Source organism: Pseudoalteromonas sp. MSK9-3 (genome assembly GCF_003590335.1).
GTDB lineage: Bacteria > Pseudomonadota > Gammaproteobacteria > Enterobacterales > Alteromonadaceae > Pseudoalteromonas.
The window spans coordinates 40,409-53,355 of the sequence record NZ_MIET01000032.1; the positions used below are offsets into that span (position 1 = coordinate 40,409).

The 12,947-nt window shown below is 39.9% G+C and carries 7 protein-coding genes and 1 other RNA gene; 3 read left to right on the forward strand and 5 right to left on the reverse strand.

What is annotated here, in order from left to right:
• The first annotated feature begins 456 nt into the window (after positions 1-456).
• On the forward strand, positions 457-2,250 hold the full coding sequence (locus BGP78_RS14365; RefSeq protein ID WP_119862020.1) for an immunoglobulin-like domain-containing protein: 1,794 nt from the start codon (positions 457-459) through the stop codon (positions 2,248-2,250).
• A 146-nt stretch (positions 2,251-2,396) separates the two neighbouring features.
• Positions 2,397-2,657, forward strand: coding sequence for a carbohydrate-binding protein (locus BGP78_RS14370; protein ID WP_119862021.1), 261 nt, complete (start codon positions 2,397-2,399; stop codon positions 2,655-2,657).
• Positions 2,658-2,986: 329 nt separating this feature from the next.
• On the opposite strand, the gene BGP78_RS14375 is transcribed toward BGP78_RS14370, so the two are convergent.
• From BGP78_RS14375 to BGP78_RS14400, 5 genes are all read right to left on the reverse strand, one after another.
• Positions 2,987-6,070, reverse strand: coding sequence for an efflux RND transporter permease subunit (locus BGP78_RS14375; RefSeq protein ID WP_119862022.1), 3,084 nt, complete (start codon positions 6,068-6,070; stop codon positions 2,987-2,989).
• A complete protein-coding gene (locus BGP78_RS14380; protein ID WP_119862023.1) occupies positions 6,067-7,122 on the reverse strand; it encodes an efflux RND transporter periplasmic adaptor subunit in 1,056 nt (351 codons plus the stop codon). The genes BGP78_RS14375 and BGP78_RS14380 overlap by 4 nt, the downstream gene beginning before the upstream one ends.
• 753 nt (positions 7,123-7,875) lie before the next feature.
• A complete protein-coding gene (locus BGP78_RS14385) occupies positions 7,876-9,012 on the reverse strand; it encodes an alpha/beta hydrolase (protein ID WP_119862024.1) in 1,137 nt (378 codons plus the stop codon).
• A 1,460-nt stretch (positions 9,013-10,472) separates the two neighbouring features.
• Positions 10,473-10,569: signal recognition particle sRNA small type (ffs, locus tag BGP78_RS14395), an RNA gene on the reverse strand.
• 122 nt (positions 10,570-10,691) lie between these two features.
• On the reverse strand, positions 10,692-11,639 hold the full coding sequence (locus BGP78_RS14400; protein WP_119862025.1) for a DUF3014 domain-containing protein: 948 nt from the start codon (positions 11,637-11,639) through the stop codon (positions 10,692-10,694).
• Between the two features lie 152 nt (positions 11,640-11,791).
• Here BGP78_RS14400 and BGP78_RS14405 point away from each other — a divergent pair, with 152 nt between their 5' ends.
• Positions 11,792-12,937: a patatin-like phospholipase family protein gene (locus BGP78_RS14405; protein ID WP_119862026.1), complete on the forward strand. Its 1,146-nt coding sequence runs from the start codon at positions 11,792-11,794 to the stop codon at positions 12,935-12,937.
• The last annotated feature ends 10 nt before the right edge of the window (positions 12,938-12,947 follow it).

Here is a 12,947-nt window from a genome sequence, read left to right on the forward strand (position 1 = left end):
GAATAGATGTCGCGGTTAGTGGCTAGATATAAAAAAGAGTACAAGTCGATGGCTTCATAGCATGATATTAGCCATTCATCGTTCATCGTTCATCGTTCATCGTTCATCGTTCATCGTTCATCGTTCATCGTTCATCGTTCATCGTTCATCGTTCATCGTTCATCGTTCATCGTAAGAAAATAGCCTCTAGCAAAACAGCAAGCACTTATTTATTTAAGTGAATGAGATTGTTTAATAATGCAAAAATCAAACCCGCGCCCCAAAAAACAGTAAGATCTGCGGTCTTTCTGCCTTTAATAAAGAACGAAAAGCAGTCAAAGTGAAGATGTAGCACTTTATCTTTTCTAGACTTGGGGTATTTAATTCATATTTTATCTAAAACCTTCGCTTTATATAATGGTAAAAACTATATAGTCAGCCATCTCTAAATTGTAAACCTAAAAAAAAATCAGTACCATGTCCCCATTAAAAATACTACACATCAACAAAAAGAAAATGCGACATAAAATAAACATCTTTATAGCCTTGTTACTTTGTAGCACATTTATTGGTTGTGGCGGGGGATCTGGTGAGGGTACTCACGTAAATTCAGATGCTAACACTAGTTTGAACACAATTGACGGCTCAGTAATAAAAGATACGACAGCACCAAACATTACTATTACTGGGGAAAATCCAGTCACTATAGACTTTGGCACAAAATATAACGATGCAGGTGCTATAGCTACAGACTCAAATGATGGCGCTGTCTTTGTCACAGTTACAAACAATGTTAACGTAAACAAGGTTGGTGAATACTCCATCGAATACACAGCCCAAGATAAAACAGGGAATACTGCAACGGCGGCTAGACAGGTCATAGTTAAAGATATCACACCACCAGCCATCTCTATTTTAGGTGCTAACCCAACTATAGTTGAGGGGGGCAGAAAATATATCGACGAAGGAGCAACGGCCACCGATCTAAAAGATGGTGCCATCTCTGTTACAACACAAAGCGATGTCAACATGCTATTAATTGGCGAGTACTCTGTTCATTACACGGCTTCAGACACATTGGGTAATACCAGTACAGACACAAGAACCGTAATAGTCCAAGACTCAAAGCCACCACAAATTACACTTCTCGGTGACGATCCATTAACCATAAAATACGGCTTTGAGTATATTGAGCCTGGTATAATCGCAGTGGATGTCTTGGATGGAGAAGTGCCTGTTACCACAACTAGCAACTTAAACATAGAAGTAGCGGGTGATTATTCAGTAGAGTACACAGCAACAGACGCCCAAGGTAATATTGCAATCGCTTCGAGAACAATTACAGTGGTCGAAACCTATCTAACAAGTATCATTAAAGACAAAAACTTATTGAATTGCTTACTTGAGCAAGACTTAACGTATGCATCTCAAGTGACAGAGGTGATTTGTAGAGATAGAAGAATTCAAAGCACATTAGGTATTGAATACCTCCGGAATATGACAAAACTGGACCTTGGTAACGCAGACTATTATGAATCTTTGGTCGACATCAATAAGTTTTCGCCGGGAGAATATGATCGTTCTAAGTTCAACTCAATCACAGCGATAGACTTAACAAAAAACGCAAAGCTTGAATATCTTGATCTACAATATAATAATTTTGGACTATCAAAACAAAGCCTGGATTTAAGGAAGAACACGAACCTAACGTATCTGAATTTAGCTCTTAATAATATTTCTCATATCGATATATCCAATAACACCAATCTAGAAAAGCTTGATTTGGCAGCAAACAACTTTACAGCGGTTGACGTAAGTAAAAATACACAGCTTGTGGAGCTTAGTTTATCCTTTAATCAATTAACTGATTTAGACATTACGAGCAATATACACCTTACGGGGCTTGATATAAGTTACAATAGTTTAAATGAGGCAGATTTAATTCATAACCAAAATATCGAAACAATATTATGCTCGCGTAATAACTTTACCAACATTGAAGTAAAGCATCTAATCGATCTAAAGGCGCTTTACTGCTCATCCAATCAATTGACTAGTATTGATGTAAGTGACAACTTAATGCTTGAAAACGTTGTACTCGATGATAATAAACTAGCGGAACTGGACCTAAGCAATAATGTTGCACTAAGAGTTTTATCTTTATTTTTAAATCCTTTAAAATCGATTGATTTAACTAAAAACATTCAGCTTGAACGTCTGTTCCTAGATTCTGACGTTATATGCTATGGTGAAAAATGCGAGCTTAAATAGTCATTTACATGGTTTGTTAACACCCGATGGTGCTAGCAAACCAATAACGCTACTCAAAGCACTTTGTTTTAGTAAATAGTAATTGTCTGAAACAGGCACTCTACGACTCAACATACCTAGAATCAGTGAAAAGTCAGTAAAATGTTATGTTTACAACATGCCGACGTTATAGCAGGTACTTACCCTGTCACACTCACAGTGACCAATCTACTAAATCAAGTTCAGTCGTCATTTCGGATAGCAACTGTAATGTTGGCGCATGGGATAGTTCAACTGTTTACCTCAAAGGCGACCAAGCGTCTCAAAATGGCAGTGTTTATGAAGCGAAATGGTGGACACAAGCTCAGTCTCCAGCGGATTACTCATCTACATGGGCGGTTTGGAAGTGGTTAAGAAACTGTAATTAAGCGATCTAAACCAATCCGTTTGAACCAAGTTAAGGTACTAACCTTAACTTGGTTCATACAGTGTATTCTTGGGTAATTTAACTAGGCATCTATATCAGCAATAAAATGGCTCTCGGTGAGTACTCATCACAAACAAGTAACTCTTTATACATAGACCCTGACCTTCGTCAAGGAGACGGCCACAGCATGTCGCTTTATCAGCTCAGGAAAATAGTCACCCTCTTCCCTACTTTAGCGGCCACTAAATGTTATTTGGTGTGGCTAAAAGTTAAGGCCTCTGCACTAACCGACTCAACTTGGAGGTCGTCACCGCAGAAGCCATACTTCCTTTATTTGCTTTCTAATAAGGGCTTGTTTTCAGCCTCAGAAGCCCCCTTCAACTGTGGTTGCCTATTAAACACAGGCTGTGATAATAGAGCTGACATAAAGCCCAAACTAAATAAAGCACTGAACAACATACCACCTACGATCACGGCAGCTAAGCCACGATAGATCTCAGAACCGTCTCCAGGGCTGAGCATCAGTGGCAACATACCAAATACACTTGTTCCGGTACTCATGTAAATAGCTCGCATACGATAGCCAGTAGACTGAATAATGGCTTGCTGTTGGTTTTGTCCAGCCACCATCGCCGAACGATATTGACTCGCAAGTAAAATGGCATTATTGATTACTAATCCCATTAAAATAATAAAGCCAATCATGGTGACAATATCTAAATTTTGCGGTGCAAAGTAATCGACCACTTTTAGACATAACATACCCCCAAGTAACGCCAACGGCATCGACAACATCACAGCAACAGCTAACGACCAAGAGTTAAGCGCTATCCGTATCAATAAAAATAAAATCAGTAATGAAACTAAGAACATTTGGAAGAACTCAGCTAAAAAGCCACTCAACTGATCGGCACTACCACGGTAATTTATGAATAAATCTTGATTTGGTCGTTGCGCTAAATATGCAGCAACCTCCGCCTTTACTTGTGTAATAAACGGGCCAACTGCTTGACCGTTCGCAGGTACTAAGTTAATTGACATGCTTACTTCGCGATCAGTGCGATATATCGCACTTGGTGCCAAAGTCAGTTGAGTGTCTACCAAGGAGCGCAGTGGGTGTAGCCCTTGATTTGGTACCATGATTTCTGTTTCTAACAACTGCTCAAGGTGTTCAGGGGTCTGCCCTTTTAAGTAAAAAGGCAAAGTATCACCGTCTGCATAAAACTGACCAAGGTAAGCGCCATCTGTTAAAGTCACTAAAATCTGATTCAATTCAGCTTGAGACATGCCCATAAAGGCGAGCGTATCAGCTTTAGGTTTAAACTCGACTCTTGCCACCGTATCTCGCATTGGAATAACTTCAGTGATCCGAGCATCCGGGAAGGCTTTGATCAAGTGTGCGAGCAACTCCTGACCTACGAGTTGTAACTCTGGCATGCTCAGCCCCTTTAAATCTAGCTGACTTGTACGCGCATCTGGTAGCGCTAACCTAAGTAAAGTCCCTTGATACACATAGGTTCTCGCGTCTGGTAAATCTTGGACTATTTCACTATCGACCCACTTTTTAAATTCAGGAAAGTCCCAATTGCCTTTAGGGTAAAAATAAAGCAAGCAGTAAGCACGGTGACAAAAAGAGCCGTGAATATCGAAGACAGGGTGATCACCTACCTGTTGTTGGGCAGCAATACGTTGCTCTATTACGTTGCCAATCTGTTCTTTCGCCGCACTAACAGAAAGCGGTTCATCAAAAGCGGTGTATACCATCACAATATTTTCTTTCGGATTGGGTAATAAATCTAACTCAGGCTTCATAAACCAACTGGCAAGCAAGGCACCAGGGATCGCTAACACCAACCAACCCCACCCTTGAGACTTAGAACGAGATGGTGCCGTGACAAACATAGTCCATTTATCAGACAGCTCTTTACCTGTAGCGACTGTCTGCCCTGGCAACAACTGTCGCGACAACGCAGGTAGCAAAAACAGCGCAACTAAGATTGAGGCGACCAAGGCACTAGAAATAGTATATGCAAGATCACCAAATAGCTGACTTACCTCCGAGTGCATTAAAACAATAGGGACAAAAATGACGATGCTTGACAAAGTAGAAGAAATTAATGCAGCTCGTACTTGCAATACACCTTGACGACAGCTTTCTAAAAGTGATAGCCCTGTACTTCTCAACCGCTGAATATTTTCTACTATGATAATGGAAGCATCGAGTAGCAACCCAACGGACAATGCCATTCCTGCCAAAGAAATTAGGTTCAGGCTACGCCCCCCTACTTGCATACCCAACAGCACTAAAGACAAACACACAGGAATGCTAACAAATATCAAAAACACGACGCGTAAATTACGTATGAAATAATACAAGAAAGCACAAGCAAGCAATACGCCTAACAATAAATTACCATAAACCATTAGCAATGCTTGTTTAATTGGCAGTGAGTTGTCGCGACTCATCACAACCTTAAGGTCAAGTGACGACAAAGGCCCTTGATTGAGCTCGGCTAAAGTCTCTTTGATAAGATCAATCGTTTCTAATACATTGATATCTTTATCTGGCTGTAAAAAAAAGTAAATTGATTGATTACCCTTAAAAGTCGAGTATGACCAATCATAGACAAATCGTTTATGCACGGTCGCTACTTCACCTAAACGCACAACCCGAATGCCAGTAACCGCAATCGGTAAATTGCGTAACTCATTTAGTCCCATCTGGCCTTTAAAATGCAAATCGTACTCTTTCGAACCCAATACTAGACTGTCACCCGAGCGGTCAATCAACCCTTGTAGCTTACGAGTCACTTGATCTATTCTCAATGAAAATTGAGTTAACTTTTGTGGATCAAATTCAATATCTACCCGTTGTGCCAATCGATTGTTATCCATATTAATGTTAGTGATACCTGGAATATCAGTCATTGCAGGTTCAACATAAGCGCGATAGGCATGCATGAAATCTTCTTGTGACTTTTCTGTCTCAGAGTACAAAAACAGCGAAGCCAGAGTAGAACCGGCACCATTACTAAAGTCTATAACTCTGGGTTTAGCAACCTGAGAAGGCCAGTCTGAAACTTGGTTTATTCGTGCCAAAACTTCCATATAAATTTTTTCCATATCAGCTTGATAATGGAAGTTTAAGGTAGTCCAAGCTTGGCCGTTTGAAATATTAGTTTGTAAGTTTTTTAATTGACTCAAACCTGCCAATTGACGCTCAAGGGGAGATATTAGGCTTTGCTCAATCTCAGCGGCGGTTTTACCCGGCCAAGCTGTCACGACGGCAATTTGTGCTCGATCTATTTTAGGTAATAGTGCATTCGGGAGCTTTAAACCGGCTACAACACCTAATACGACAAGTAAAAATGAAAAGGCTATAATAATAGAGCCATATTTCTCAACTAATCTCATAGCTTAACCTGACTATTAATGGTGACTTCAGCATCATCTTTCAGTGCTATTTTTCCTTTGATCACAACTTTGTCACCAGCTTTGAGCTGCCCTTGGATCACGGAATAAGTGTTTCCAGTATCAACTATTTTTGCAGCAACTTTACTCACTTTGTTATCTTTATCCACTCGCCAAACGTAATATTCATTGTTATTAATGGTCAAGGCATCATAAGGCACCTTGGTTAAATTACTGGCAGCCACAGACACATCAACGACATAGCGTTGACCAATAAGAAATTTTTCAGGACGGTTCTTTTTAAATTTTAAATGTAAATTAATGGTCTGATCTTGGCTACTAACCAATCCTGCGTGGCGGTCTAAATACAGTTCTGTGCCGTCGGACAGTGATAACTCCACATCTTTAAACTGGTTGAATTCTTGATATAAGTCCAATGCCACACGACAAGTAACTTCTTGCTGATCCGCTGGCAAAAACACTAATATACTTTCGCCCTCTCCAACCCATTGTCCGGGTTCACCAGACAAAGAGAGAACGACACCATCAGCAGTCGCTCGATGCATTAAATTATTTAACTGGTGCTGAACGACACGGTATTGCTCAGCATACATTTTATTTTGCTCTGCTGCGGTTTGATAATCTCTTTTGTGTTGCTGTAATTCTGAACTAGAAACAACCCCTCCTTCATCTAATTTGCTCAGTCGCTCATATTCATTGAAAGAATAAACATAGTTTGCATGTGCAGCTTTAGCGTTCGCATCTAATTGAGCAAGCTGACGTTTTAAATAAAAGTCATTTTGTTTCGCTAATAATTCACCTTTTTTAACCTGACTCCCTGCAGGCAATATCCAAGTTAACTCAGCAGACACATGACTGGAAATTTGCTGACGAAAAGGAACATCTGCATGACAAAACAGAGGCTTTTGAATACCTTGCAGCCAAGGCTGAGCTTCGCTCACTCTCACAGTTGGCGTTGAATTAGCCTGCACTGATAAGGTTGGGGCTCCAATTACCATAGCGACGACAATAAAGAATCGACCAAAATGTAGCATTAGAATTAACTCCCTTGTTAATTTTTAAAATTCAAGATCTGCTATGGGCTTACTTCCTAAAAAGCAGCATGCAGATATTTGATATCACTGACTTTTTATTAAAGGTTACGTGCCCTCAAATTTATCCATTACATACTCTGACGTAACAGATAAAAGTAATAGCGTCGATTATATAACCGTTCTATCCAACGAATTCGAAGATATCATACTCAAGTAAACCTTGAAGAAAAAAGGGGTCAAGTGCAAAAAAGAAGGGTTAAGCTGCTTGTTTAACAATACAATTAAACGAGATTAATTATATAGAAATTATTGTCTATAAAATTAAAAATTACATTATAAATGCAGAATACTGAGCACCACCTTATTTTATTACCTACGCATGTCAGCATTGTATATTGTTCTTCTTTCACATTAGAAAGAACATAAGTGCATTATTTACTTTCAATAAAAAACCATTTTTAAACTTTTAACTTGGTGCTACTTTTTTCACTAGAAAAAGCCTGTGATTTATAGAGTTTCTCTGCTCGTAACTCAAGCACGTACTCGCTGGACGATTCATTAAAATATACGGTACTTTTTAAGTCCCCCCTGACGAGCTTAAGAGCATTACTTCTCTTTTTAATAACAATATTGCCTACTGGCGTTGTTTGCTAAATACAGTAACAATCACGACAACGAAAAAAGGGACTGAGTGACTTTACAGTATTAAATAATTAAAGGCTTAAAACCGAAAAGCCATAGAACCACCTAATTTTATTTGTTGGCTAGCTTAGCTTTTAACGTCGTATTTTGAGTAATAATTTCACTAATAAACAGAGAGTTATTTTTTTTAGCAAGGCTCAATGCCTTTTCAGATGCCTCTAGCGCTTTCGTTAGCTCATTTTCAAGCGAGTATGCCGTAGCTAAACTATCCCAGAGTATTTCTGATGACTTGAAACGCTCAACTCCCGTTTCTAATATCTCCACCCCCCAATTTGTTTTACCTTCATAGGCGGCTTTCAATCCGTAGACATTAAACTGGTGCACCGACATAGGAAATGAATAACCATACTCTACTGCTTTATCTGAATAAAACTTTTGCAAGCTTTTTAATGACATTACCTCTATTCCTGGGACAGCATTCCACCCACTAAAAATTGCTTTAAGTGCTTGAGCATTACCTATCAAAGGCGTGCTGTCGTGAGTTTCGTTAGGGAACTGTGCAGAGTGCCAATCTATATTCAAGGGAGGCGCTTTATTCAAAGCTGCTAGCATTGCATCAAACCCGCTTTTCATTTCACCAGGTTCATTGGCTAAGCTCAAGAACCATTTAGTCGGCTTTCTTCCCTTAAGTTTTTGATACGTTTCATATTCATCAGTAAGAACGGCGCTATCCCACCACAAACTAGGGCTTATTGAAATGGCTGCATTAAACTTCGAGTTACCACTTAACGCTAAGTAACTCGTATATAAGCCCGACAATGAATGACCCGAAATAACTTGAAAGGGTCCGATCCGGTACTTGTCACGTACTTTACTCAACAGTTCTTCTTGCAAAAATTTGCTATATAACTCCGCCCTTCCAGAACGATTTTTAAACGCCTCAAGTTCTGTATGGGTATAATACTTTATCCGTTCACTAGGCGTGCTTACCCCCACCACAATCATCTCTGGGATAATTGCATACGTACTTAAAAACTTAACACTTGCCGCGATATGATCAAATTGAGTCGAACCATCCAAGGCAACCAAAACCGGGTATTTAAAATAATCTGAGTGGTCGTATGTGTCTGGTAAGGATACTTGCACTGTCACACTTTCCTTGATGACTTCAGAGGGAAGTATAAAGCGCTGCACATTTCCATAAGAATATGATGAAAGAATTATAAGTATTAGATAAATTAGTCTCATTTATGACCCTAGTGGCAGGTTATTAAATATTTATGCAACATGATATTTGTGCGGCATAAATGCTTTTTGAGCTGAGCTACAGCCTAGGCAACTACATGGGGTTGTACCAGCCATGCTTTGAAAGCTTACTTTTGTTGGCATAAATTAAGCTCACTTGTCGAACCAATCACTTCAAAGCTATCCTTGCCTTACTCAGCGCTATTTATATATTTAATACAACGTAATTTTAAGCGGTGCATGCATCGGGTTCTGCTTTTATACATACTGCGCTTCTCCATGCGCAGATAAACAATTTAACACCACAAACTTACTGGCACACTCTTTATCGCGTCTGAATTTGATCAGCTACAGTACCTATGTGTATAAGTAAATAAATATCTATAAAAAAGAAAAAGCCACTCTGTCGATAATACTCCGCACCTAAAAAAGGGTCAGTTAACTTACTGAATAATGTAAAATCAGATGTATTCATATGCGAACTATTGTTTTAAATACTCAATAAATGGCATGGTAAAAAAGCGATCTGCTCCCTAGGTATCACTTTGCTCATCATAGCCGATGACGCGCTTTAATTAAGTGAATTCCTTCCGCTAAGTAACAACCTCCGCTGTTCACCCCCTGATAAGTATCTGATGCAAGACTATTACCTCAATTTGTTATACTCCACCGATAAATCATCCTTAGACCCAAATATCAATTTTCCAGATGCTTTTTGTCCACCCCTGTCGATGGTTTCGAATGAGCTCACTGCCTCATTAAAATATAAATACATCTTTTGTTCACCTGCATTAAGAATTACTTCACCTTTTTGCACAACTTCCCATTGCAAATTCAATCAATTTTTATTTTTCAGTTGGTTACCGAAAAAATATCGTGATTTAAAAGGCTAGCAGTGGAACACTGCCTTTGTACTCTTTATTTATTGCAAAGCCATCGCTGTTAAAGGTGTTTTATATTGAGCCTGCTGGCTCTAACACTAGGTGTAGTACAAAGTCATTTTGATTGCTTTTGCTAGCGATAGGGATTTTGTGAAATGCGCTAGTCTCTGTATCGTTCGGTACGAACGGTGGAATGTACTCCTAACCCCGAGCTTCGGCTCTGCGTTTTGCGCGCGTATTCAGCGACGCTTTTCATCCATAAACAACTTACCTTGGCGTTGGTCTCGGATAATGGAAACTTTAGGAGCATCAGCAGGAACTAGTTTGGTAGCAGAGGTCTTTAAATCTCATCAAAGATCATCTCTTCCCCGTATTTTTAGAGTTAGCCAATGATATGCATGTTGTCTTCACAGAATTGATTTAATTGCCTAATAAAAAGAGGCGTGAAGCGTTATAGAAATAGAAAAAACTTCAGACTTTTGATCAATCTTGCAGGGTTATAATTCAATTTTTATGCGGGGTTTTACTACAAATTTGCAGACTTACACTTCAAACAACAAAAAGGAGGAGATTGGGTGGTAGTCTTACCAGCCACATCTCGGCACACAAGTCACACGCTGTGGCTGCTCCCTTCCGGGCCTGACCAGGTTCACATGCTATTGTTGCGAGAGGACCAATAAGACCACCATAGTGGGCCTTTTTAGGCGCAGGAGGATTATCTCTAGATTTGTGACCAGTTACAAGAAAAAACTCATTTAATACGACCAACTGCTTAAACATCAAACAATTGGTCGTTCTGAATTACTCAGCTAATTGTTTTTGTAAGGTAACTAAACGTTGTTTTACCTTTTTCATATTGTTAGGTCCCATACGTAGAAATTGCTTTTGTACGTCGCTTAACTGCTCCCACTCAGGGTACGCATAACGATAAGTCACTGAGTTTTTGATCAAAGGTAAGGTTGTTTCGGGGACTGGTGTATCTAACAGTTCATCAATAGCTTGTAATAACACGCCATTGAATTCATCCCCTTCATACCCAATTTCTTCGTAGGCTTCTAAAATAAGTGGTTGAAATTGCTGATATAAGCGTACGATCTGTGCGGTACTTAGATTAGCAAACATGGTGGCATATGGGGTGTAACGCTCATAGCTATTGGGATCAGTGACGATAATATCGTCTTCTAACGCCATAAATGCCTCTGTGGGGCGATTTACTGGCATATGCTTTTTCGCGATAGTGCCTTTAGCAGTATTATCAACAAATACCACCATACGTCTTATCATGTCATCTGAAACAAACAACTTAACCGACTTTTCTGCCATGTATTCTGCAATACGATTACGTACCGCGCTATCACTGTCATCTAACATTAGCTTAGCTGGCGCATCTACTGTTGCCATAGCAACAGGCTCTGGTTGTTCCGTTGGGCGAGGTGTAATTAGCTGCGCGCTATTTGCTGCTTGCTGTGCTGCAGTGTCTACTTCACTTGAGCCACCAAGTTCTGAGCTAGAGTTTTGTTCAGAAGCGTTACCTGCACTTGTATCTGGTTTTAACCCTGCGGTGTTCACTTGTGGCACTTGCTGAGTAATTGGGGCAACAACATCTTGCTCAAATTTTTCATTTGCTTTGGGATTATCTTTTTTCATCGACAATACAAAAACAACCACCACAATAAGCGCCATAGCAACAATGGCCGCTAACAACATTTGGCTTTGAGAAGGCTTTGATGGTGAGGAACGTTCTGACATAGCAGCTCCATAAATTGGTTTAAAAACAATATTCTTTTGAATATTCTAAAATATAAACATAAAGTAAAGGTAACAAACTTTAATTACAAGACGCCACACATACATTACTGACGATGTTTGTACCAAAAAGTTCATTCTATTAAAGGGGATCTATGAGTATAAAGCAACGTAATTCAGATAAAGTGAAAGTCGCCCTGCTCCTCACCGGTGGGGGTGCCCGCGCAGCTTACCAAGTGGGAGTGCTTAAAGCCCTTGCGCAAAGTATGCCTCGCACAGCGCCGCTTCCCTTTCAGATCATCAATGGTACATCTGCTGGAGCGATAAATTCAGCGGCGTTAGCCTGTTATGCGTCATGTATGCATTTGGCTGTGCGAAAAATAGAATGGGTTTGGAAAAACTTTCATACACACATGGTATATAAAAGTAACTTTTCGGGGGTATATGGCCGTATATTTTCAAATGTGATGCGTAGCTTTAAAGCAGACTTTTTAAATTTACCACCAGCCAGCTTGCTCGATAATACTCCGTTGCGGCAACTCCTATCAGACGTACTCGATTTATCTCGTATTGACCGTAATTTACATCGTCATTATTTGGAAGCGGTTTCAATCACGGTATCGAGCTACTCTACAGGTAAATCTGTGGCATTTTACCAAGGGAACAACATTACACCTTGGCAGCGCTCCAAACGTGAAGGAGTTGCCGACAATATCACCTTAGACTTACTGATGGCGTCAAGTGCCATTCCGATGGTGTTTCCCAGTGTACGCGTTAAACACCATTACTACGGTGACGGCTCAATACATCAATTGTCACCACTGAGCCCCTCTATTCATTTAGGCGCTGAGAAAATATTTATTATTGGCGTAGAGCAACCAAAACAGCATCAACCTTTAGGTTATGAGCCGCATTTTCCGGGCATGTCGACTGTAGCAGGCCATTTGCTCGATAGTGTCTTTAGCGATACGTTACAGTCTGATTTAGAGCGCCTTGAGCGAGTAAATCGTACTGTTGGGCTACTCCCAGCCCGAGATAAGCATAAAGAGCTCAAGCAAGTGTCTACATTACTGGTTAACCCTTCAGAGAACTTCACATCATTAGCAGCAGAATATTACGACGATATGCCAATAGCTATTAAGCTACTCTTACGGGGCATTGGTATTAAGCGGCATTCACAATCGAGTTTAGCCAGTTACTTGCTATTTGAAAAAGCCTATACACAGCGCTTAATGGAGATCGGGTTTAACGACGGAATGAAGCAACTTGATGAAATAAGGCACTTTTTAAACCTTGAATAACAGCGCTTTG

What these genes read in the sequence shown, in the direction of transcription:
- BGP78_RS14365 (WP_119862020.1), top strand. Translation starts at nt 457, where the DNA reads ATGTCCCCATTAAAAATACTACACATCAACAAAAAGAAAATGCGACAT.
- BGP78_RS14405 (WP_119862026.1), top strand. Translation starts at nt 11,792, where the DNA reads ATGAGTATAAAGCAACGTAATTCAGATAAAGTGAAAGTCGCCCTGCTC.
- BGP78_RS14380 (WP_119862023.1), bottom strand. Translation starts at nt 7,122, where the DNA reads ATGCTACATTTTGGTCGATTCTTTATTGTCGTCGCTATGGTAATTGGA.
- BGP78_RS14375 (WP_119862022.1), bottom strand. Translation starts at nt 6,070, where the DNA reads ATGAGATTAGTTGAGAAATATGGCTCTATTATTATAGCCTTTTCATTT.
- BGP78_RS14385 (WP_119862024.1), bottom strand. Translation starts at nt 9,012, where the DNA reads ATGAGACTAATTTATCTAATACTTATAATTCTTTCATCATATTCTTAT.
- BGP78_RS14370 (WP_119862021.1), top strand. Translation starts at nt 2,397, where the DNA reads ATGTTTACAACATGCCGACGTTATAGCAGGTACTTACCCTGTCACACT.
- BGP78_RS14400 (WP_119862025.1), bottom strand. Translation starts at nt 11,639, where the DNA reads ATGTCAGAACGTTCCTCACCATCAAAGCCTTCTCAAAGCCAAATGTTG.